The organism is Thiospirillum jenense (assembly GCF_014145225.1).
In the GTDB taxonomy this organism is placed as follows: Bacteria; Pseudomonadota; Gammaproteobacteria; order Chromatiales; family Chromatiaceae; genus Thiospirillum; species Thiospirillum jenense.
In genome coordinates, this window is record NZ_JABVCQ010000020.1 from 36,266 (window position 1) to 60,254 (window position 23,989).

Annotated in this window: 12 protein-coding genes and 3 pseudogenes; 11 read left to right on the plus strand and 4 right to left on the minus strand. The window is 50.8% G+C overall.

Features of this window, described 5'->3' with window-relative positions; all coding sequences use genetic code 11:
• Positions 1 to 79 precede the first annotated feature (79 nt).
• From HUK38_RS09840 to HUK38_RS09865, 6 genes are all read left to right on the plus strand, one after another.
• Entirely contained in the window at positions 80 to 1,396 is a 1,317-nt protein-coding gene (locus HUK38_RS09840; protein ID WP_182584162.1) for a homoserine dehydrogenase, read from the plus strand.
• A gap of 116 nt (positions 1,397 to 1,512) precedes the next feature.
• Positions 1,513 to 5,568: an EAL domain-containing protein gene (locus HUK38_RS09845; RefSeq protein ID WP_182584163.1), complete on the plus strand. Its 4,056-nt coding sequence runs from the start codon at positions 1,513 to 1,515 to the stop codon at positions 5,566 to 5,568.
• A gap of 84 nt (positions 5,569 to 5,652) precedes the next feature.
• Positions 5,653 to 7,131 carry a phosphomannomutase gene (locus HUK38_RS09850; RefSeq protein ID WP_182584164.1) on the plus strand — a complete coding sequence of 493 codons (1,479 nt, stop codon included), beginning with the start codon at positions 5,653 to 5,655 and terminating at the stop codon, positions 7,129 to 7,131.
• A 170-nt stretch (positions 7,132 to 7,301) separates the two neighbouring features.
• The gene (thiC, locus tag HUK38_RS09855) at positions 7,302 to 9,194 is read left to right on the plus strand and encodes a phosphomethylpyrimidine synthase ThiC (RefSeq protein ID WP_182584165.1); all 1,893 of its coding nucleotides are present in this window, start codon (positions 7,302 to 7,304) and stop codon (positions 9,192 to 9,194) included.
• Between the two features lie 72 nt (positions 9,195 to 9,266).
• Positions 9,267 to 10,913 (plus strand): hydrogenase large subunit, encoded by a 1,647-nt coding sequence (locus tag HUK38_RS09860; RefSeq protein WP_182584166.1) that lies wholly within the window; start codon positions 9,267 to 9,269, stop codon positions 10,911 to 10,913.
• Between the two features lie 71 nt (positions 10,914 to 10,984).
• Positions 10,985 to 12,598, plus strand: a complete 1,614-nt coding sequence (locus tag HUK38_RS09865) for a site-specific DNA-methyltransferase (RefSeq protein WP_182584167.1) — start codon at positions 10,985 to 10,987, stop codon at positions 12,596 to 12,598.
• 134 nt (positions 12,599 to 12,732) lie between these two features.
• Here the strand turns inward: HUK38_RS09865 and HUK38_RS09870 are convergent, their stop codons facing one another.
• The 3 genes from HUK38_RS09870 to HUK38_RS09880 all read right to left on the minus strand — a co-directional run bounded on the left by HUK38_RS09870 (position 12,733) and on the right by HUK38_RS09880 (position 15,937).
• A complete protein-coding gene (locus HUK38_RS09870; protein ID WP_182584168.1) occupies positions 12,733 to 14,016 on the minus strand; it encodes an O-antigen ligase family protein in 1,284 nt (427 codons plus the stop codon).
• Complete coding sequence (locus tag HUK38_RS09875) at positions 14,006 to 15,145, minus strand: glycosyltransferase (RefSeq protein WP_182584169.1); 1,140 nt, start codon at positions 15,143 to 15,145, stop codon at positions 14,006 to 14,008. The genes HUK38_RS09870 and HUK38_RS09875 overlap by 11 nt, the downstream gene beginning before the upstream one ends.
• Positions 15,146 to 15,244: 99 nt before the next feature.
• Positions 15,245 to 15,937 carry a phosphocholine cytidylyltransferase family protein gene (locus HUK38_RS09880; protein WP_182584170.1) on the minus strand — a complete coding sequence of 231 codons (693 nt, stop codon included), beginning with the start codon at positions 15,935 to 15,937 and terminating at the stop codon, positions 15,245 to 15,247.
• 87 nt (positions 15,938 to 16,024) lie between these two features.
• Here HUK38_RS09880 and HUK38_RS09885 point away from each other — a divergent pair.
• A pseudogene (locus HUK38_RS09885) lies at positions 16,025 to 16,561 on the plus strand (energy-coupling factor ABC transporter ATP-binding protein); the annotation flags it as partial.
• 44 nt (positions 16,562 to 16,605) lie between these two features.
• Here HUK38_RS09885 and HUK38_RS09890 read toward each other — a convergent pair.
• Positions 16,606 to 18,090 (minus strand): cryptochrome/photolyase family protein, encoded by a 1,485-nt coding sequence (locus tag HUK38_RS09890; protein ID WP_238787578.1) that lies wholly within the window; start codon positions 18,088 to 18,090, stop codon positions 16,606 to 16,608.
• Positions 18,091 to 18,213: 123 nt separating this feature from the next.
• Between HUK38_RS09890 and HUK38_RS15630 the strand changes: the two are divergent.
• From HUK38_RS15630 to HUK38_RS09910, 4 genes and pseudogenes are all read left to right on the plus strand, one after another.
• Positions 18,214 to 18,441 (plus strand): annotated as a pseudogene (locus tag HUK38_RS15630) (DNA gyrase subunit A); the annotation flags it as partial.
• Positions 18,442 to 19,704: 1,263 nt separating this feature from the next.
• Positions 19,705 to 21,792 (plus strand): annotated as a pseudogene (gene parC, locus HUK38_RS15635) (DNA topoisomerase IV subunit A); the annotation flags it as partial.
• Positions 21,793 to 22,139: 347 nt separating this feature from the next.
• Positions 22,140 to 23,213, plus strand: coding sequence for a CNNM domain-containing protein (locus HUK38_RS09905; RefSeq protein ID WP_182584172.1), 1,074 nt, complete (start codon positions 22,140 to 22,142; stop codon positions 23,211 to 23,213).
• A gap of 343 nt (positions 23,214 to 23,556) precedes the next feature.
• The coding region (locus HUK38_RS09910; protein WP_202985541.1) for a hypothetical protein at positions 23,557 to 23,989 on the plus strand (433 nt) is incomplete at its 3' end.

Here is a 23,989-nt window from a genome sequence, read left to right on the forward strand (position 1 = left end):
CATCGCAGTTGAGTTGCGCCAATAACACCCGCAATTTGACTCTGAATAATTGCAATTAAAACTGAATAAGGAGCAATGAATGCGACCTGTCAACATTGGATTACTTGGCTTGGGAACGGTCGGCGGCGGCACCGTCACGGTATTAACCCGCAATGCCAGTGAAATCACCCGCCGCGCCGGTCGGGCAATTCAAATCACCCACGCCGCGGCCCAATTTTATGATCCGCAACGGATTAGTGGATTAGACCAAATTAAACATATTGGCAGCGATCCATTTGCGGTGGTGAATGATCCCGACGTTGATATCGTGATTGAATTGATCGGCGGCTATTCACCAGCGCGGGAATTGGTATTAGCGGCAATTGAAAATGGCAAGCACGTCGTCACCGCCAATAAAGCCCTCATTGCGCGACATGGCAATGACATCTTTGCCGCCGCCCAAGCAAAGGGCGTCACGGTGGCCTTTGAAGCGGCCGTCGCCGGTGGCATTCCTATTATTAAAGCCTTGCGTGAAGGATTAGCGGCCAATCGCATTGAATGGATTGCGGGTATTATTAACGGCACCGGCAATTTCATATTAACCGCCATGCGCGATCAGCAGCGCCCTTTTGCCGAAGCACTGGCGGAAGCGCAAGCATTAGGCTATGCCGAAGCCGACCCGACCTTTGATATTGAAGGGATTGATGCCGCGCATAAATTGACCATTCTGGGATCATTAGCGTTTGGCATTCCATTGCAATTTGATAAAACCTTTACTGAAGGCATTAGCAAATTACACGCGCAAGATGTGCATTTCGCCGCTGAATTGGGCTATCGAATTAAACACCTCGGCATTGCACGGCGCACCGCTGAAGGAATTGAAATGCGCGTCCATCCGACCTTAATTCCACACCGGCGGTTAATTGCCAATGTGGATGGCGTGATGAATGCCGTGTTAATTAAAGGCGACGCGGTTGGCCCAACTTTATATTACGGCGCCGGCGCCGGTGCATTACCCACTGCATCAGCAGTCATTGCCGATGTGGTGGATATAGTGCGGGCATTAACGGCGAATCCACATCACCGCGTCCCGCATTTAGCGTTTCAACCGGGTGAATTAAGTGATACGCCGGTATTAAACATCGATCAAATTGAAACCGCGTATTATTTGCGTTTATTTGCATTAGATCAGCCCGGCGTGATGGCACAAATTGCCGGCATCTTTGGTGAAGAAGGCATTAGTCTTGAAGCCATTCAACAAAAAGAACCAGCGGATGGTGATACGCATGTCCCGTTAATTATGCTGACTCATCGGGTGCGGGAAGCGCGCATGAATCAAGCCATTCGTCGTATTGAAGCATTAGATGCAGTGAGCGGTGCAGTGGTGCGTATTCGTATGGAAACTCTAGCTGGTTAGAGTAACGGGCATATTAAACGTTAAAAATACACAGATACGGTGCGTTTTCATCTCATCCGGCGCTAAACTTCAGAGCATCTTAATTCAAACGTATTAACCATGCTGCAATTTTCACCATGACATTTTTAATTTTCAGTCAAAACGTGGCGTTGCTTTTAGCATTAAGCCTATTGCAAAGTTTTATTGCGCGAAGGTGGCGGCGTCAAGAATTGACTGGACAATTAATGACCGGGGTATTATTCGGTAGTATTGCCATTGTTGGCATGATGATACCCTGGCGAGTAGCCGACGGCGTGATTTTTGATGCGCGCTCGGTGGTGCTGTCTATTGCAGGATTATACGGCGGTTTAATTCCCGGTAGTATTGCCGCAATCATTGCGCTCATTTATCGCGCTATCCTTGGCGGCGGCGGGGTTTGGGTTGGGATGGGAACGATTTTATCGGCATTATTACTCGGGTTAATATGCCGAGCGCACTGCCGTTCATTGGCAAGTATCTATTCACCACTATTATTACTGGCATTCGGATTTGCCGTCCATCTTGTATGTTTGCTGTGGTTTTTTTTATTACCATCAACAGCGGCATCTGTCTTTTTCAATCAAGCGGTCCTGCCATTTATTTTGCTATTTGCCCCCGCCACCTTATTTTTAGGTTTGCTATTAAACGACATTCAAGCCCGCCTGCAAACTGAAATACGCCTAAAAACCAGCGAACAACGCTTTCGTCAGTTATTTGCCAATGCCGAAGTCTCGATTTGGAATGAAGACTTTACTGGCGTATTAACACGGCTGGCACAATTACGCGCTGACGGTGTGATTGATCTGCGCGCCCATTTAATCGCTAATCCCGACCTGCTGCATGAAATCGCCGGATTAATTCGGGTGAATGAAATCAATGACGCAACGCTGCAATTATTAGCGGCACCGTCGGCCTGCGAATTGATGACGCGCATTGATCGCACTTTCACTGACGGCTCAGATGCGGCATTTATCGAAGAACTCTGTGCCATTTGGGACGGGCAATTATTATTTCGTGGTGAAATCCCGCTGCGACGGTTTGATGGGCGATTAGTGGAAACACTCATTTCATTACCCATCCCGCAGTCTATTGAAGAAGCCAGCACCGTCCCGGTGACATTTATTGACATTACTGCAATTAAAATAGCCACCGCCCGCATTGCGCGTTTAACCCATTTATATCGCGCATTAAATGCCTGTCATCAAGCGATTTTGCGCTGTAATACTGCCGATGATTTATTTCCCGCAGTCTGCCATCACATTGTGATTGATGGTGAATTAGCGATGGCGTGGGTTGGCACGGTTGACGCGAACGACGGGCGGGTGGTGCCAATTGCAGTTTCGGGCGATGGCGGCGCGGCTTACGTCAATCAATTGTACATTTCCAGTCGCGCTGATGATCCCTACGGTCAGGGACCCACCGCCGTTGCGATTCGCACCGCCACGCCGCAGTGGTGCCAAAATTTCGCCACCAATCCGGCCACCGCGCCCTGGCACACGGTGGCGGCGCAAAGTGGCTGGCGGGCATCGGCGGCGCTGCCGTTGCTGCATCGCGGGCAGGTGACGGCGGTGCTGAATGTTTATTCGCGCAAGGAGGAGGCGTTCGACGAAGGCACCCGTCACCTGTTGCTGGAATTGTCCACCAGCGTCTCCCATGCGCTCGATTATTTCGCCACGCGGCGCGAGTTGGCGGACGCCGAGGAGCGGTGGAAATTTGCGCTCGAAGGCAGTGACGAGGGCGTGTGGGATTGGGAGATCACCACCAATCACCTGTTTTTCTCCACTCGTTGGCAACAATTACTCGGATTTGCCGGTTATGAGTTACCGATGACGCTGGACACCTGGAGCAGTCGCGTCCACCCGGATGACATGGATCGGGTGATGACCGACATTGCGCGGCATCTGCACGGCAAAACCCGCGCTTATCGCAGCGAATACCGCATCCGCTGCAAAGATGGGCATTACAAATGGATGCTGGATCGCGGCAAAGTGATGGCGACCGCATCCGACGGGCAGCCGCTGCGCATGTTGGGAACGCTGACGGATATTACCGAAGCGCGGGCGGCACGGAATGCGATTGCGCGTCTGGGTGAAATTGTGGACAAGGTGCAAACCGAGATTTATGTCATTGATGTCGCCACGTTACGGCTATTACAAGTCAATGAAGGGGCGCGGTCTAATTTGGGTTATTCCCGCGATGAATTAGCCACGATGACTGCATTAGATTTAAAACCCAACATGACGCGAGAACGCTTTTTAACCATGGCCGCGCCGTTAATGAATGGCGATACTAAACAGGTCGTGATTGAAACCGAACATCGCCGCAAAGATGGCAGTTGTTATCCAATTGAAGCGCGGCTGCAATTATTAAACTCCGAATCAGCATTAGTGGCGCTGGCGGTGGATGTGACCGACCGCCGGCAGGTAGAACAATCATTACGCGAAAGTGAAGCGCGCTTCCGCACCGCAATTGAAGCCTCGCCAGTGCCGGTGATGATTCATACCGAAGATGGGCGTGTATTAGCCGTGAATCGTGCTTGGGCAACATTAAGCGGTTATCAATTAAGCGATTTACCCACTTTTGCGCATTGGCTGAAATTAGTCTGCGCTAGTCAGCATGAAGATATTCAAGCCGGCTTTCAGGCGCTCTATCAAGAAGAATTGGCCGAAATCGTGTCGCATTGCACTGTTTATTGCAAAAACGGTGAAGAGCGCCTGTGGGATGTTAATTCGGCATTACTCGGCAGCATTCAATTACCCGGTCAGCGCAGTATCATTAGCGTTGCTTTAGATGTCACCCAAGCGCGGCGCTATGAACAACAATTAGAACAGCTCGCGCATTTTGATGTACTCACTGGGCTACCCAATCGCTTATCATTAGTGGATCGGCTCGATCAGGCGGTGCGTCAAGCGACCATTCATCAACGCAGTTTTGCGCTGTTATTTCTTGATCTTGACCATTTCAAAACCATTAATGACAGCCTCGGACATCCAGTGGGCGATCAATTACTCTGCGCGGTGGCAGGGCGCTTGAATAGCGTATTAGCTCCGACGGATACATTAGCGCGCTTGGGTGGAGATGAATTCGTTATTCTCCAAGAAAACATCACCGATCATAATGCACCTTTAACGCTGGCGGATTGGATTATTATTCGCCATCGTGCGCCCTATCCATTGGCGGGCGGCTATGAAACCACCGCGACATTAAGCATTGGGATTAGCATTTTTCCAGAGGACGCGACGGACGCCACGACGTTAATTAAATACGCCGATACCGCCATGTATGCGGCCAAAACCGCCGGCCGTAATCGTGTTTGTCGTTATACGCGCACTCTCAGCGCCCAAGCAGATGCGCGGTTATCAATGGAAATTCAATTGCGGCAGGGGTTGATTGCTAATGAACTGGTCGTGTATTTACAGCCCTTGATTGCTATGTCCGATGGGGCATTAGTCGGCGCTGAATGTTTAGTCCGTTGGCAACGTCCGGGCACCGGTTTAATTCCACCAGATCATTTCATTCCCGTTGCTGAAGAAACCGGGTTAATTATTGCCGTTGGGCAATTTGTTTTAGAACAAGCCTGCACCTGGTTAGCTAGTTGGAAAGAAGAACCATTAGCGTCGCTGTGGTTGGCGGTGAATGTTTCAGGGCGGCAGTGTGAAGCCGACATTACCGCAAATCTGGCCCATTTATTAAAAAAGACCGCCATTGATGTCAGCCGCTTAGAATTAGAAATCACCGAATCTGTGTTGATGAAACAGGTGGATCATCAAGCCGACGTATTAACGCAATTGCGCCAATTGGGCATCCGCTTATCAATTGACGATTTTGGCACCGGTTATTCATCATTGGCGTATCTGAAAAACTTCAAAATTGATAAGCTCAAAATTGATCGCAGCTTTATCACCGAATTACCGCATAATCGAGATGACAATCAAATCGTTTCCACCATTATTGGTATGGCGCATAATTTAGGATTAGAGGTGGTGGCGGAAGGAATAGAAACCACTGAGCAGGCGGTGTATTTGCGGCAAATTGGTTGTGATTTGGGGCAAGGTTATTTGTTCAGTCGCCCCGTGCCAATTGATGAGTTTGTGCATTGGGCAACCGAATATGAACAGCAGCGATTGAATACGCCCTTAAATAGCGGTTGTTGAAACCTTGGCGGCGGGGTGTTATTCAAAGTGTGAACCGCCAGGATATGTAAATAGAATAGTTTAATCGCAACGAGCAAATATGACATGCGTATTGATGATTTAATGACCACCAGCGGGGTGCAATTCGGCACCAGCGGCGCCCGCGGGTTAGTGACCGCGATGACTGACCAGGTGTGCTACAGCTATACCATTGGTTTTCTTAACTATTTACGCGAAATTGACCATTACCACGACGGGATGCGCGTGGCACTAGCGGGCGATTACCGCGCCAGCACACCGCGCATCTTGACCGCCTGCGCCCAAGCGGTGCGCGACTGCGGCGGGCAGCCGTGTTACTTAGGCACACTTCCGACGCCCGCGCTCGCGGCTTACGGACTGACGCACCGCATCCCCAGTTTGATGGTCACCGGCAGCCACATCCCCGACGACCGCAACGGCATCAAGTTTTATCGCGCTGATGGCGAAATTCTCAAGGACGACGAGCGCGGCATTCGAGCGCAAGACATCGCCGTTGCCACCGACCAATTTGACGCCGCCGGCCGCTGGCGCATTCCAACCCTACCGCCCGCCGATCCAAGCGGACTAGAGGCGTATGTCCAGAGATTTATTGACTTTTTTCCCGCCGACTGCCTCGCCGGGCTGCGCATTGGTCTGTACGAACACTCCAGCGTTGCCCGCACTGCGCTGGCGCTCGTCCTCACCGAATTGGGCGCCACCGTCACCCGCCTCGGTCAGTCGTCAATTTTCGTGCCAGTGGACACCGAAGCCGTCCGCCCCGCCGATATTGAACTCGCCCGCGAGTGGTGCGCTGGCGGCCAATTTGACGCCATCATTTCAACCGACGGCGACGGCGACCGCCCGCTGATCAGCGATGCACGGGGCAACTGGTTACGCGGTGACATCGCCGGCGTGTTGTGCGCTCGGGCATTGGGCGCCACTGCCGTCGTGACGCCGATCAGTTCCAACTCCGTGGTCGAACGCTGCGGCTGGTTTGACACCGTCGAACGCTGCCGCATCGGTTCGCCCTACGTCATCGCCGCCATGCAGGCGTTGACCGCACGAGGTGCCAGTTCCGTCGTCGGCTACGAAGCCAACGGCGGCTTTTTACAAGCAACCGCCATTCACCGCGACGGGCGCACCCTAGCCGCGCTGCCCACCCGTGACGCCGTGATCGTCGCCATCGCCATCCTCAGCACCAGTCGCGCCAGCGGGCAAACGGTCGCCGAGTTGGCCGCCACCTTGCCGCCGCGCTTTACCGCCAGTGATCGGTTACAAAATTGCCCCGCGGCGGTCAGTGCAGCGCGATTGGCGGTATTCAACAGCGGTGATGTGCAACAAGATTGCGCCCGCGTGCAGGCGGCGCTGGGCGATCAATTCGCTCAGGTCGCGGCGATCAATCACACTGACGGATTGCGCGTGACCTTTAATAATGATGACATCGTGCATTTCCGCCCGTCCGGCAATGCCCCCGAATTGCGCGTGTATGCCGAATCCAATACCGCCGCACGGGCGCAGTTAATCATTGAACAGGGAATAGACTGGCTGCGCCACTGGTTAAACTAATTGCCATTTAGCAATCAACGCTGATTTAAAATATTCGCCCCCGCTGCGCTATTTTTTAATTACTCGGGGGCGTTTTTATTCCCATAAACATCGTATCTTTATTCATTTCTGATTAATCAAGCGTGGCACATTCATATCAATTGCCGCCGTGATGAGGATTAATACCACCAATGAACGCCCGCTCCGAAACCTTAATTGAAACTGCCACTCGTTTATCCGACGCCGTCACGCAGCCATTTCCAGCATCGCGCAAATGTTATTTGACTGGATCAAGGCCGGATATTCGCGTCCCCATGCGCACGATTCAACAAACCCCGACGCAAACCCAGCATGGCAATGAAGAAAATCCGCCGATTGATGTGTATGATACGTCCGGCCCCTATACGGATCCGCAAATCACGATTGATTTATTATGCGGCTTGCCGACCGTGCGCAGTGAATGGATTAACGAACGCGGCGATACGGAATTATTAACCGCCCTGACTTCGGATTTTGGTCAACAACGCCATGCTGATCCCGAATTAGCCCATTTACGGTTTGCTCATTTGCGCACCCCGCGCCGTGCAAAAGTCAATCAATGCGTAACGCAAATGTATTATGCGCGGCAGGGGATTATTACCCCGGAAATGGAATACGTCGCTATTCGGGAAAATGTCAATTTAGAATACATTCGCGCCGATCCGCGCTATCAAAAGTTATTACGCCAACACCCGGGCGAGGCATTTGGCGCCGCGTTACCTGAATACATCACACCCGAATTTGTCCGCGCAGAAGTGGCCCGCGGGCGGGCAATTATTCCCGCTAATATCAATCATCCCGAATTAGAACCAATGATTATTGGGCGCAATTTTCGGGTGAAAATTAATACCAATATTGGCAATTCAGCGCTCGGATCGAGTATTGCCGAAGAAGTGGAAAAGATGGTGTGGTCAGCGCGCTGGGGCGGCGATACGTTAATGGATTTATCCACCGGTAAACATATTCACGAAACCCGCGAATGGATTTTACGCAATGCGCCGGTGCCAATTGGCACGGTGCCGATTTATCAAGCATTGGAAAAGGTGGACGGCAAACCCGAGGAATTAACTTGGGCAATTATGCGCGATACGTTAATTGAACAAGCCGAGCAGGGCGTGGATTATTTCACCATTCACGCCGGCGTCTTATTGCGCTACATTCCACTCACCGCTGACCGATTAACCGGCATTGTGTCACGCGGCGGGTCTATTCTGGCCAAATGGTGTTTAGCGCATCATCAAGAGAACTTTTTATACACCCATTTTGATGAAATGTGCGACATCATGCGCGCCTATGATGTCGCCTTTAGTTTGGGTGATGGACTGCGCCCCGGATCAATTGCAGATTCAAATGACGCGGCGCAATTTGCCGAATTAACCACGCTGGGTGAATTAACACAACGAGCATGGGCGCGGGATGTGCAAGTCATGATTGAAGGGCCGGGACATGTGCCATTGCAACGTATTCAAGAAAATATGACTAAGGAATTAACTGATTGCCATGAAGCGCCGTTTTATACCTTGGGGCCGTTAATTACCGATATTGCACCGGCGTATGATCATATTACCTCCGGCATAGGCGCGGCCAATATCGGTTGGTATGGAACTGCCATGCTGTGTTATGTCACGCCGAAAGAACATTTGGGATTACCGGATAAACAAGATGTGCGCGATGGCATTATTACTTATCGCATTGCCGCCCATGCTGCCGATTTAGCAAAAGGATTACCCGGCGCTCAAGTGCGCGATAATGCGTTATCAAAAGCGCGCTTTGAATTCCGCTGGGATGACCAATTCAATTTATCATTAGACCCGGAGCGGGCGCGTGAATACCATGACCAAACCTTACCGCATGGAGCGCATCGCGTTGCGCATTTTTGTTCAATGTGTGGCCCGCAATTCTGTTCAATGAAGATCACGCAAGACGTGCGCGATTATGCCGCCGCGCATCAATTGACGGATGATAAAACGGCATTGGCGCAAGCCATGCAAGACAAGGCGGCGGAGTTTATTCAAAGTGGCGGTGAATTATATCGGCCGGTGTAATAGGATGCGCCATTAGTAATGCGCGCCGTGTATTAAACAACGTCACCTGTCACGCTTTACGGGTTAATCAGTATGGACACACGCTTTAATTGGTTATCAGACTATCTTGCTCGATTAGAAGGTGAGCATTTAATTGCCCAGCGCGGCGCGGCTGAATTATTAGCACCCGCCCAGTGTTTAATCCTTGATCCCGAAGATTGGGCGGCGGCAGCGCGCATTGCAGCGGGATTAGGAATGCGTCACGCTGGCGTATGGGCGGATGCGCATGAAGTGAATAGTGATGAATACACAGCGAATGATGACAGTGCCGCGCCGGGTATGATGGTGTATGCGGTATTGGAATACGCCGGCGATTATTTGGTATTAAAAACGCGGGTAGATTTGAATCGCGCTGAATTGAACTCACACACGCCATTTTTTTCCGGGGTGAATCGTCTTGAACGTCATGCGCAGGATTTAATTGGCATTCGGTTTATTGACCATCCCGACCCGCGCCGCTGGATTCGTCATCAAGCGTGGCCCGACAATCAATTCCCGCTGCGCCGTGATTTTCATTACCCGCCCGCGTCAGTGAATCAAGCGGCACCGCGCACGCCAGCCGATGGTCATTACCCGTTTATTCCAATTGCCGGCGCCAGTGTATTCAGTATTCCAGTCGGGCCAGTTCACGCCGGTATTATTGAACCGGGGCATTTTCGTTTTCACGCGGCGGGTGAAGATGTATTAAAACTGGAAGAACATCTGGGCTATGTTCATAAAGGAATTGAGGCGCTGGCAATTGGGCGCGACGCAATGGGATTAGCGCGATTAGCCGCTCGCATTAGCGGTGATTCGACCGTCGCGCACACTTGGGCGGCGTGTCAGGCGCTGGAACGGGCGACGGCGACGCAAGTACCTGATCGCGCTCAACATTTGCGGGCGCTCTTTGCCGAACGCGAGCGCGTGGCCAATCATTTAGGCGACATCGGCGCGATTTGCAACGATGTTGGCTTCGGATTTGCCTTCGCGCAATGTTCACGGTTACGCGAGCGGTGGCAGCGCCGTAGCGACGCGCTGTTTGGACATAGATTATTGATGGATAAGATAATTCCAGGCGGAGTGGCCCTTGACCTCGCCGCCGATCAAATCCCAAATCTGCGCCGCGATCATGTCCACTTCCGCGCCGCCTGCGTCACGTTATTTGACATTTTTAATAATCATCCATCACTTGGTGATCGTTTAGTCACAACCGGTCAATTATCTATTGCGCAAGCACAGCAATTGGGTTGCACGGGCTATGTTGGTAAAGCAAGTGGATTAGGATTTGACGTGCGCCGGTGTAATCCGTATTCGCCATACGATCAATTCACCATATCAATGAAAATTGAACAAGAGGGCGATGTGGCGGCGCGAATGCGTATTCGGATGCGCGAAATCCGCCAGAGCTTAACCTTAATGGATCAATTATTAGAAACGCTGCCCGAGGGCGCGATTTCAATTGCACTTAATTCACCACCGACGGGCGGCGGCGAGGGATTGGGCATGATTGATGGTTGGCGCGGTGAGATCATTACTTTTGTGCGAGTCAATAATGACGGGCGAATTGCGCGCTTTTTCCCGCGTGATCCCAGTTGGTTCACTTGGCCGGCATTAGAGCAGTTAATTCTTGGCAATATCGTGCCGGATTTTCCGGTGTGTAATAAATCGGTGAATGGGTCATATTCGGGGGTGGATTTATAATTGCTTGACTGTCAAGCATCAATCCGTTGATCGTTCCCAAGCGCCGGCGCGGGAACGCATTAGGAATGAGTATGGGCAAATTATATTACGGCGACAATTTAATCGTTTTGCAGGAAGAACTCGCGGCTGAGAGCGTGGATTTAATTTATTTAGACCCGCCGTTTAATAGCCGCCGCGATTATAACTTATTATTCAAAAATCCCAAAGGTCATCATACGGATGCGCAAATTGCGGCATTTGAAGATACTTGGCATTGGGGGCCGCAGGCCGAGCGCGAGTTTTACGAGTTATTAAAACAAAGCAATACGGCATTGGCTGAAATGATGGATGCGATGCGGCGCTTTTTAAAACAAACCGACATGATGGCGTATTTAGTGATGATGAGTAGCCGCTTGTTGGCATTGCATCGCGTATTAAAACCAACCGGCAGTTTATATTTGCATTGCGATTCAACCGCCGCGCATTATTTGAAAATTGTATTAGATACCGTGTTTGGTGCGGAGAATTTTCGTAATCAGATTGCGTGGCGGCGGAGTAAAAATCCCGCCTCGATTAAACGGATTTTTCGCCGCGCCCATGACATCATTTTGTTTTATGCAAAATCGCCAGATTATCTTTTTAATATGCAGTATCGGGAATTGTCAGACGCATCAAAAAAATTATACGGCAATCAGGATGAAAAAGGTTCATACCAACTTGTTCCATTATTGGTTAGTGGCAAACGCAATGGCGCAACGGGACAAATCTGGCGCGGTATTGACCCAAATCAACGCGGTAAAGAAGGAATGCACTGGGTGACTACACCCGATAAACTCGATGAATATGATAAGCAAGGATTAGTGATTTTTGGAAAAAAAGGGGATGCTTTACCACGATTAAAATATTATCTTGAAGATTCCTGCGTAATTCCTATGAATGACTTCTGGGATGATATTCAAGCCGTTAAACCATCTGAAACCTTTGGCTATCCCACGCAAAAACCATTAGCATTATTAGAACGGATTATTCAAGCCAGTAGTAATCCCGGTGATGTGGTATTAGACCCGTTTTGCGGGTGCGGGACGGCTATTCACGCCGCGCACAATTTGGGGCGTGATTGGATTGGGATTGATATTACGCATCTGGCCATTAGTTTAATTGAAAAACGAATGCACGACGCCTTTCCTGAATTGACTTTTCAAGTGTACGGCACACCAAAAGATTTAGAGAGTGCGCGGGATTTGGCAGCGCGGGATAAATATCAATTTCAATGGTGGGCGTGTTCATTGGTGAATGCACAACCGTATCAGGGTAAAAAGAAAGGGGCGGACGGCGGGATTGATGGTTTGATCTTTTTTCAAGATGACGCGAGTCATGCCAAGAAGATTATCGTGTCAATTAAAGGCGGTGAAAATGTTAGCGTGGTGATGGTGCGGGATTTAATTGCCACCGTTGAACGGGAGAAGGCGGCATTGGGTTTATTGATTACATTAACGCCGCCAACCCGCCCGATGTTGGCTGAAGCGGTGAGTGCGGGGTTTTATTTATCACCGCAGGGTGAATTGCCGAAAATTCAGGTGTTGACTGTTAATGATCTATTAACTGGCGCGGCAAAACCGCAGTATGTTGATTTAGCGCGGGGGCAGCATACGTTTAAAAAGATGCCATTGGCCGAGCCGAAAACCTCACAAGATAAATTGTTTTAATAGCAATTAGACAATTGATCGCTATTCAGAGAATCGGCTACTGTTAAGATGATTTACGCCGTATGCAATTCGGTTCAACGGTTTTAACAGCGGGCGCAGATTGAGTGAAATGCCAACTAAATTTACGGTCTGTTTTATTGAGCAATTGATGTTGAGCGTTGGCGGAATGCGCTCAAAGTTGGTCCAGCGGCAATACCCGCTAATAAAATCCAATAATTTTGCCAATCCCAGCCAAATAGACGTAAATCGGTTAAATTACATAAAAAACTGAATATTAACGCTGCCGAACTGAATAACCACAAATCAAATTTTATTTGGCCATGTTGATAACCCTGCCAAGCAGCAAGCAATACCCAGACAAATAAACTTTGTAATAACACTGCCCCAATTAGACCAACTCGCACCAGCGTATCAATCAAAACATTGTGCAAATGTTTATAGGGTTGTTCACTCAAAGGTGCGGGTTCACGCGCAATAAGTGACGCCACCGCCGCGGGGCCATGCCCGACTAATGGCGCTTGTTGCCACCATTTCCACCCACTTTCCAGCATATTTAATCTAATACCGGTTGAGTTATTAGGTAAGACGTGAGGCTGATGACTTTGTAAATACACTAGGGTTGCTGCGTCTGAATTGAATCGTTTAATCACGAAATCTCCAACAGCAAATGATATTCCCGCTACGCAAATCATGCCTAATAATAACCCACGCCATAAAACGCGCCGCCCGTATCGAATGACAACGACGCTTCCTATGATGAATAGAGTGACGGTGAACGCGACCCATACACCGCGTGATTGCGATGCAACTAACCAATATGCACTGATAATCATTAGGGCGCTATAAATCGCTAATATGAATATGCGCCGTGCGCGTTGCCAGTGTGCTGTATATTGCCAAACACGCGGCATCAAACAGAGTAATCCGATCAATAACGTTGCCGTGTATTGGGCGAAATGGTTAATACTACTAAACCCCAATCGAATGCGCTCACCGCTAATGATCGCCAATGGGGTTGTCCAATCAGTGACGATCAAACGCTCAAATACAAATGCGATGGCGGCAGTCGTTAAACAGAACAGCACTCGTTTTTCATTGACACCAATCCACCATGCTAATGGAATGAACCACCATAAACCGAGTAACCGCCGTGCAGCGTCTATATTTGCTATGCGCTGCGCGGCCGGCCAATACAGTAGTAACCCAATGAGAGTGAATAAAAAAAACGCCAGCCAGAGTATGACGGGTGGTGAATAAATCAGGTGTTTTGTGACCTGTGGAGAGGAAATAATCATGCCTATGGTTAATAACCATAAACTGGCACTCGCTAAAGCCGGGAATTGCAGCGCACCAATGGCAAATAATATGATGCCGGTGATTGCAAAAGTATTGACGTTGAGTCGAATGCTAGGCAGCATTGGAATGATTTGCCGGATTCAATCCCAGCGCAGTGAGATAAATAGAAAAATGTTGTGCAGGCGTGAAGCGTTGCACCGCAGTCATTAATAAGACGGGCGCCGGTGGATTGTCAAGGGTGTTTTGTATTGCAATAGTGAGTGCGTCGACATCTTGCGGTGGAACGAGTGAACCATAGCGCCCGGCATCCAGAATTTCATTAGGCCCGCCGCTATTGGTTGAAACAACCGGGACGCCAAGTGCGAGTGCTTCGGCTAATACTAAACCAAAGGTTTCGTGCAATGAAGAAATCACCAAAAGACGCGCCCGTGCAATCCAGGGATACGGATTGATAGCAAACCCGGCGAAATGTGTACGATGTTGAATACCCAAATGAACGCAGGTTTGTTTTAATTGACTTTGTTGCGTACCGCTGCCAAGCAATACCAATTCGAGCGTTGGATAGCGCCGACTCAGTTTAGCAAAAGCGGCTAATAACGTGGGTAAATCTTTTTCCGGTTCTAATCGCGCAACGCTAATTAAATAATCGTTTGGTGGTTCAGATAAGTATGGTGCAGTGGGGCAGAGTTGCGCTTGTGATTGTAGATGAGCAATTGAAATAACCGGATATGCAACGGCAACGCGAGCGGCGGGTAATTTGAGCCAATTTTCAACGTCTCTAGCAATTGTCGCAGACACTGCAATTAACGCATCACACTTGGTTAATTGCATGATTTCTTTTGTTTTACGCGGTTTATTGTCGCCCTTGTGTGACGGTGATAACATGGTGTGAATAACGCTAATGACACGCGGCCGAACTCGTGTCATTTTTATTGCTAGATATAATGGGCGCAATAATCGCGGGCGATGGTTAATGACCGCATGAGGTTTTGTAGTCAGCAAATAAAAAGCGAGTCTAAAAACACTCCATAATGGATGCAAATTCGGCAAAGTCACTCGTCTAACATGCTGTGGAATTTGGCTATCAAAAGGGCTGGTTTTTTGATCCGTGATAAGTTCAATCTTCATTCCGTGTGTTGAGAAATATTCACACTGATCTATCATGATCTTGCCAATGCCGCCACACCCTAGTGAGCCAACCAGAATGGTGATTAACGGTGGTTGATTTGAAAACGAATTGTGCAATGGCATTGTGAATTGCTTTTAATAAGCATTAGTTAGGCGGCTGCTTTGTTGGAGTTGACACATCAACTCAATCTACATTGTTTTATTAACACATCATCAGCAACATCAATTCAATTGACGCGTTTCCGATAAAAACGCATTAATCCGCCGCAAATCTTTTAATAACGCGATTTTAAGACAATACAACGGATATACCGGCACTGGATATAAACGTAAACCCCGTTCAATCGCGTATTCAAATCCCTCTTCACTCGTGGCATCTGGTTCACAGCGTAATAATGCCTCGCGTACTTTTGGCACATCCTGCCCTAATAAGCGCGTAATGCCCGGCGCAATGCCTTTTAATACCGGCGCTGGTTGAATTAAGGTCCGCACCGCTCCCTGCGCATCGGTGCTATAGCCCTGACATTTTTCATTAGCAGACACCGCCATTGCGGCAATCGCGCTGTGCGGTTGGGTTAATAGTAAACTAATCACATCCGCCGGAAACACCACGTCGCCCTCAATAATTAACACGTCCTCTTGACCAGTTTTACGCAGCGCGGTCATTAAACTGTACGCGCTATTGGTGGTGGCGAATAAGTCATTATACAAAAATAATAACTCAGGCCAGGTCTCCATAATTAACTCTTTTTTAAACCCCACCACCATAATCACGTCATCTATATTCACGCACCGCCGCAATTGCTCTAATTGATGTTGCAATAATGACGCGCCGGTGACGAGCGGAATTAACGGCTTGGGTTGCGGCAAGCCCAGTTGCGTACTAATGCCGTCGGCGAGGATGATGATTTTCATTGCGTTAATCAGTTAGAATTGAAATAAGCACCGCGTCACGCGCCAGCATGATAGCGATCAACCGTGTCAGTTTGGTGAATATAAAACATGTCAAAATTATTAGAACTCAGCGCAATTGAGGCGTATCAAGACGACCGCCGCGTATTGCATCAACTTGATTTTCATTTAATGCACGGCGAGCGCGTCGCCATTATTGGCGCGAATGGTGCGGGTAAAACGACGCTGTTGCATTTATTAGTTGGTCTGCATTCACCCACGCACGGCTGCATTCGTATTTTTGACCGCGACTGCCGCTCTGAAGCCGACTTCCGCCACGTCCGCACCCGCGTCGGGCTGCTGTTTCAGGACTCCGACGATCAGCTATTTTGCCCGACGGTGCGCGATGATGTCGCCTTCGGCCCGCTCAACCTCGGTCACGCCCCCCCCGCCGCCCGCGCTATTGCCGAGCAGACGTTGGCCGATTTACAACTGTCGCATTTAGCCGACCGCAGCGGGTATCGCCTGTCGTTTGGTGAAAAACGCCTCGTGGCATTGGCGACGATTTTGGCGATGCGGCCGCAGGTTTTGCTGCTGGACGAGCCAACCAACGGTTTGGATTGCGCGACCGCCGCCCGCCTAATTGATTACTTGGCGCACCTGCCGCACACCATGTTGATGGTAACGCACGATCAGGCGCTGTTGTCAGGTTTAGCCACGCGGGTACTGCTGCTGACCGACGGTGCGCTCCGCGCCAGCGCCTGCCACGCCGCGAGTGCTTCCTGCCGCGACTGCGCCAAATCCACCAACGGCCGCGGGTAATGTTTGCCCAATTCCACCCCGGCTGCGGTCAAGATCGCCGCCGGCGCCGCGCTGGGTTGATGAATCCATTTTGACGGCAGCTGCGCCAACTCGGGACACCAGCGCTTGACATAATCGCCTGTCGGATCAAAGCGTTGCCCCTGTAACACCGGGTTAAAAATGCGGACGTAAGGTGCCGCATCAGCGCCACACCCCGCCGTCCACTGCCAGCCCTGCGTGTTATTGGCCAGATCAGCATCCACCAACGTCTCCCAAAACCACCGCGCCCCGAGTTGCCAGGGCAGCCGCAGATTTTTGGTCAAAAACGACGCGACGATCATGCGCACGCGGTTGTGCATCCAGCCGCAGTGCCACAGTTGCCGCATTCCCGCATCCACCAGCGGAATCCCAGTTTGACCGCGTTGCCAAGCCGGTAGCCAGTGCGCCGGGGCATCAGTGCGCCAGGGAAAATCGGCAAAGCGCGGGTTGAGCGGCTGCGCGGGCGTGGTGGGAAAATGGTAAAGCAGGTGGTAACTGAACTCGCGCCAGCCCAGTTCGCGCATGAACGCGGCCTGATCGCCGCCAGTTGTCAGCAGATGTGGCAATAATTGACGCGGGCTGAGATTGCCCCAACTCAGATACGGCGCCAGCCGCGAGGTGCCGTCCACTGCGGGCAAATCGCGGTGCGTGGCGTAGTGCGGCGCGGCGCTGGTGAGAAATTGTTCCACTCGTTGCCACGCGCCGTCCTCGCCCGGGTGCCAAATGTCGGCAAAACCACTGTCCCAGTTGATGCGCGGCAGTAGCTCAAGACTGGCGAGCGGTTGATTGGGCAAATCAGGCGGCAGCGGCGGCAGGTGTGCTGGCGCGGGTGACGGCAGCGGGATTTGCCCGAGCTGCGGTTGACAGCGCCGCCACCACGCCGTGAACACGCGATACGGCGTACCACTGCCGCTCTGAATTGTCCAGGGTTCAAACCAAAGCGCGGCGTTGTGACTGGTGCAACTGATCCCGTCCGCCCGCAACGCCTGCTTGATTTGGATATCGCGGGCGATGGCGGCGGGTTCGTAACAGCGATTCCAACAACAGTGCCGCGCCCCGCTCGCCGCAATCACCCGCCGCAGGCAGGTCAGGCTGTCACCGCGGGCGATCAGCAACTCCGACCCGCGAGCGCGTAATGCGGCGGTCAACTGCGCTAGGCTATGATGCAGCCACCAGCGCGACGCGGCGCCGTCTAACCAGGGCGCGAGTGCCAATGGATCGTGAATGAAAATCGGAATGACGCGCTCGTATTCTAATAACGCCTGCTGCAATGCGGGATTATCCGCTAACCGTAAATCGCGGCGTAACCAAACGAGGGCGGTGGTGGGAATTGACATTATGATGACCGTGATTTGTGGAATTGAATAAATGCGGGCGCGTCATACATCAGCAATCATTAAAACAGTTTAATCACTCGACCGGCGCCGCGCTCTTCATCTTCAGTGTAGTTTATTATTAACATGACCACAACTTTACTTGACCCAGCCGCTGAACACGAATGCTTACCACTGCATGTCTTTAGTGAAAAAGCCTATTTTGATTATGCGCGCTATGTCATTCTTGATCGGGCGCTACCGCATGTCGGCGATGGCTTAAAACCGGTGCAACGGCGCATTCTTTACGCCATGTCTGAATTGGGTTTGAATGCAACGGCGAAATATAAAAAATCCGCCCGCACCGTCGGTGATTGTTTCACTGCTGGCGCGTTGGTGCATACCGCAACGGGCTTAAAACCAATTGAACAAATGGCAGTAGGCGATCAGGTATTATTACCCGACGGCAGCACCAGCGACGTGGTGGAACTATTCGCCAATCCACCGCAATCATTGGTTCGCGTGGAATTAAACAACGGCGCTGCTTTAACCGTCACCCCCGGGCAATTATTTCGCGTCTTAAATGATGATTTAACCATCAGTTGGCAGCGCGCCGATCAATTAACCAATTGCCGAATTCTCGTCACCAACCCGTATCGCTTGGGCAATGCTGATATTTGCCAGGACAGCGCGCAAGTTGAATTGGCATATCTCACCGGGTTATTAATTGCAACGGGCGAAATCACGACCGATTCATCCAGCGTTACATTGCACCTTGCCGCCAATGAACCGCTGGAGTGTTTATTCAATTATTGCCAAACCAATCACATCTCCGCGCACTGGTGTCCAATGGTGCCGAGCATCACGCATCATGCGTTAGCATACGGGTTAACCATTGCTGGTTTTAATTCAATTGCGCAACTCTGCACCGCTGATTTGACAGCGCGACAGGTGCCGCAGTGGATTTTAATTGACCGCTGTTTATATTTGCCGTTCATTGCTGGCGTAATTGATGCCGTTGGTCATATTCGCACCAAATCCCATCGCCGCGATGTGTTAATTCACGCCGCCTCCGCGCAATTATTACAGCAATTGCAAAGCATGTTAGCCGACAGCGGGTTACATGCGCTCTATTCGCCATTTGATACGGCGCACGAACAGCAATCACAATTGCATCATTTATTATTACGCGGCCACGCGGCAGCGCGGCTGTGTACAGCAATTAAAGCATTATTAAAAAACAGCAAACAACGCCATCATGCCGAGCGCGTCGCAGCGACAGTCAATGCGCACAGTGTGCAGAGTTTAGCCGAGTCCATTCCCGCAACGGCAATTGTCACCGAATTAACTGCGCATCATGTCCACGCGGATTGGTATTCTGAACCAACGGGCGGGTTATTTCGCGCTGGCGTGCCGCCATTTCGTGCCGCGCAATTCATTTCTTATCAACAAGCGCATGATTGGCAATTGGTCAGCAAATTAGAACGCATGGGGTCGCCATTAGCCGCGCACTTAAAACAGTTAATTAATACTTATTGCGTCTTGACGGTGGTGCAGGTTAATTCCGCGCCAGCCGCCGCGACCTTTGATGTGCGTATTGCCGACGAGCGCCACGAGTTATTTGTCCAGGGTTGCGCAGTGCATAATTGTTTGGGCAAGTTTCATCCGCACGGTGATAGCGCCTGTTATGAGGCAATGGTGTTAATGGCGCAGCCGTTTAGTTATCGCTATCCATTAGTGGACGGGCAGGGTAATTGGGGATCGGCGGATGATCCCAAGTCATTTGCCGCGATGCGTTACACCGAAGCGCGTTTAACGCCGTATGCGGACGTGTTATTAAATGAATTGGCGCCGGCGACGGTGGAATGGCAACCCAATTTTGATGGCACGTTAGATGAGCCGCGTTTATTACCGGCGCGGCTGCCGAATGTCTTATTAAACGGCGCCACCGGCATTGCGGTTGGCATGGCAACGGATATTCCGCCGCATAATTTACGCGAGGTGGTGCGGGCGTGTGTTTTATTATTAAAACAACCCGACGCGACGTTAGATGATTTATTAACTTTCATTCCCGCGCCTGATTACCCGACAGCGGCGGAAATCATTACCCCAGCGGCGGATTTGCGGCGGCTTTATATGAGCGGTAATGGCACGGTGCGGCAGCGGGCGCGTTATCAACTTGAAAGCGGTGATATTGTGATTAACGCGCTGCCGTATCAGGTGTCGGGCAATCGCATTATGGAGCAGATTGCCGCGCAAATGCAGGCGAAAAAATTGCCGATGATTGAAGATTTGCGCGATGAATCCGATCACCGCCACCCGACGCGGTTGGTGATTGTGCCGCGGTCTAATCGCATTGATGTTGCGCGGTTAATGGCACATTTATTTGCCACGACTGAATTAGAAAAAACCTACCGTGTTAATCTCAATGTGATTGGTTTGAATGAACAACCGCAGGTGCTGGGCTTGCGCGACATATTAGTTAATTGGTTGGAATTCCGCACCGCGACCGTCCGCCGCCGTTTGCAGCACCGCGCCGCGCAGGTCAGCGAGCGGCTGCATCTGCTCGACGGGCTGCTGAGTGCGCTGCTCAATTTGGACGCGGTGATTGAGTGCGTCCGCCGCGAGGATGAACCCAAGCCGGTGTTGATGGCGCAGTTGGGATTGACGGCGGTGCAGGCGGATTTTGTTCTCAACACGCGGCTGCGGCAGTTGGCGCGGTTGGAGGAAATGACCGTCCGCCGCGAGCAGAGCGCGTTGGCGACTGAGCAGCAGCAGTTGGCGCAGTTGTTGGGTGACGAGCGGCAGTTGACGGCGCTGTTGATTGCCGAGTTGGAAACCGACGCGGCGCGTTACGGTGACGAGCGCCGTTCGCCACTGGTCACGCGCCCGCCGGCGCAGGCGTTGGATGACACCGAGGTCGCGCCGAGTGAAGCATTGACCGTGATCTTGTCGGCAAAAGGCTGGATTCGGGCGGCAAAAGGGCATGAACTTGATCCGACCAGTTTGGCGTTCAAAGCCGGCGATCAATTGTTGAGCATCGCCCGCGTGCGCAGCCACCAGCAGGTGGTGTTACTCGATTCCACCGGCCGCAGCTACGCCCTCCCCGCGCACACCTTGCCGTCGGCACGCGGTCAGGGCGAACCGCTGACCAGCCGCTGTGAACCGGCGGCCGGCGCGACCTTCGTGGCGTTACTCGGCGATGAACCCGAGCGGCGGTTCATTTTCGCCACCGACGCCGGCTATGGATTTATTTGCCCGTTGAATGCACTTTACACCCGCCAGCGCAGCGGCAAAGTGGTATTAACTGTACCACCCGAGGCGCGCATTTTACCGCCGGTGTCATTACCGTTTATTAATAATGAACAGCGCGATTCATCATTCAGCGCAAATGATTGGCGCGTGGCGGTAGTATCAAGTGACGGCTATTTGTTATTATTTCCACTGAATCAACTGCCCGAATTAACACGCGGCAAAGGCAATAAGTTAATGGCATTACCGCTGCCGAAAGCGGGCGGCAGTGCGGCGACGGTCGTGGCATTAAACTGCATTCCACCCGCGGCCACTGTCACCATTATTGCCGGCAAGCGTCAATTGACTTTGAAACCAATAGATTTGGAATCCTATCAGGGTGAACGCGGGCGGCGCGGGGCGTTATTACCGCGTGGATTGCAGCGCGTGGACACGTTATTAGTCACGCCCGCCGATGTGCTGCATTTGAATTAATCACGCCGCGCATGATTTAGAATAAATAACGGTAATAAAAAACAGACGGGCGGCACCTGCACAACGCGCTGTTATTCAACACAATTTGAACTCAATGTGAATAAACTACGGCGCCACAACCGCGCTCTTATATTGATGATTGCTTGACAAGCCCCATACTGACTTAGATACTGCCATACACCGTGTTTATGATAACCTGATTGTTTGCGGGCGCAATTTTAGTAAAAACAACGAGTTACAGCGTTTAAGTCCGCAATCATCGCAACCAAACGGAGTATTAATTAAGCCTGAGTGACGGATGTGCGGCGCTCACATCTGAGCGGTACCACCAGTGCTTCTAATTCACTATGACTCTACTGCTTATTTACCTCTTTCTAGCACTCACAGTCTCCTTCATTTGTTCTATTTTGGAAGCTGTGCTGCTTTCCTCTACAAATAGCTATATCGAAAGCCGCACTAAAGAACACCACTCACGCGGGTTGAGTTTATTCAAAAAGCACAAATCAAACATTGACCGCCCCATTGCTGCTATTCTCATTTTCAATACCTTTGCGCATACGATGGGCGCGGCGGGCGTGGGTGCTGAAGCGCAGCGCTTATTTGGTGAGGAATGGCAAACCATCATTGCCATTATTCTCACATTGTTAATTCTCTATCTCACCGAAATTATTCCCAAAGTGCTGGGTGCAACGCATTGGAAACACCTACTATCGCCCGCCGCCTATTTCATTCAGTACATGATTTTTCTCACCTACCCGTTACTGCTGATCTCAACCTACCTGTCGCGGCTGTTATCCAAAGGTAAACCCCTGCATGGCGGGCATTCACGCGATGAGATTTTGGCAATGGTGGAAATGGGTGAAAAAGCCGGTGCGATTCTGAGCCGTGAAAGCGCCTTAATTGAAAACCTGCTCCAATTAAAAGAATGCCGCGCTAAAGATATTATGACGCCGCGCAGTGTGGTATTCGCGTTTTCAATGGAGGTGACGGTCGCGCAAGCGGTTGAATATGACGCGCTTTATGTGCATTCGCGTATTCCCGTCTATCAAGACAATTTAGATCAGGTGGTTGGTCTGGTCTTTAGTCAAACCGTATTAGAAGAGAGCGTTGAAGAGCATGAAGAGCGCACGATGGCGCAGATTTGCGTACCGGTGTTTCATGTGTCAGAAAACCTGCCGGTCTTAAATCTGCTCGATACCTTTATTAAACGCAAAGAGCATTTATTCGTGGTGCATGATAATTACGGCCAAACCGCCGGCATCGTGACAATGGAAGATGCGATTGAAACGCTACTCGGTGTGGAAATCATGGATGAAATGGATCAGGTCAGTGATATGCAGATGTTGGCGAAACAACGCAGCCGCATTTTCCGTGATCGTATTCGGCGGGATTTGCAAGAATCATTGGCGTCAAAAGACTAATCGAATCATCATTTTCTGCCCCAGCCCCCCTTTGCAAAAGCGCTCGTTCGCAATGCGAGCGGGGGGATTTAATTCAAGTCATTAAATCCCCCGCCCTTATTTACCCCCCGCCCTGTTTGATTAACCCTCGTTACGCGAGCGCCCCCTTTTGCAAAGGGAAAAATTGCTCACTTTTATAGCTTAACTGAATTATAATTCACGCATGTTTTACCCACCTATCTATTGGTGAGTGATGAAACAAAAGCGGCGCCTTTTTATTCTTTATTGCAAAAGGATTTCTATTCCCTCCTTTGCAAAAGGAGGGAAGGGAGATTTCTTTCCCACTCAACCATGAGTATTCACCGTGCCAAGTCATCAACTCCACATTAACCGCCTGTGTGACTGTTTGCAGTCATTTGATTTTCAACAGTTGTTCATTGCTGAATTGGGCTGGTCTTATTCGGATAATGACGAGCCATTTGCATTAACGCTGAATGACCAAACGTGGCAAGTGAGTGAAATTGCGCAATTGGTCGGCGTGGTGGTGTTTTTAATTGATGGTTTACCGGAACGTGACCAGCGCTTGGCAATTCAGAATGAATTATCCGAGCGGGTGTATGAAAATCTAGTGATCTTTGTTGATTCAGTTGCGCAGCCGACACAAAGCATGTGGTTATGGCTGCGGCGCGATCAATTGCGGCAAATTGCGCGTGAACATTCTTATATGAGCGGGCAGCCGGGCGATTTGTTTTTATCCAAATTGTCGCGGATGGTGGTGGATATTAATGAATTGGATG

Bases quoted from the DNA above. Each gene is read 5' to 3' on its own strand.
- HUK38_RS09840 (WP_182584162.1), top strand. From the start codon at position 80: ATGCGACCTGTCAACATTGGATTACTTGGCTTGGGAACGGTCGGCGGC.
- HUK38_RS09845 (WP_182584163.1), top strand. From the start codon at position 1,513: ATGACATTTTTAATTTTCAGTCAAAACGTGGCGTTGCTTTTAGCATTA.
- HUK38_RS09850 (WP_182584164.1), top strand. From the start codon at position 5,653: ATGCGTATTGATGATTTAATGACCACCAGCGGGGTGCAATTCGGCACC.
- thiC (WP_182584165.1), top strand. From the start codon at position 7,302: ATGAACGCCCGCTCCGAAACCTTAATTGAAACTGCCACTCGTTTATCC.
- HUK38_RS09860 (WP_182584166.1), top strand. From the start codon at position 9,267: ATGGACACACGCTTTAATTGGTTATCAGACTATCTTGCTCGATTAGAA.
- HUK38_RS09865 (WP_182584167.1), top strand. From the start codon at position 10,985: ATGGGCAAATTATATTACGGCGACAATTTAATCGTTTTGCAGGAAGAA.
- HUK38_RS09870 (WP_182584168.1), bottom strand. From the start codon at position 14,016: ATGCTGCCTAGCATTCGACTCAACGTCAATACTTTTGCAATCACCGGC.
- HUK38_RS09875 (WP_182584169.1), bottom strand. From the start codon at position 15,145: ATGCCATTGCACAATTCGTTTTCAAATCAACCACCGTTAATCACCATT.
- HUK38_RS09880 (WP_182584170.1), bottom strand. From the start codon at position 15,937: ATGAAAATCATCATCCTCGCCGACGGCATTAGTACGCAACTGGGCTTG.
- HUK38_RS09890 (WP_238787578.1), bottom strand. From the start codon at position 18,090: ATGTCAATTCCCACCACCGCCCTCGTTTGGTTACGCCGCGATTTACGG.
- HUK38_RS09905 (WP_182584172.1), top strand. From the start codon at position 22,140: ATGACTCTACTGCTTATTTACCTCTTTCTAGCACTCACAGTCTCCTTC.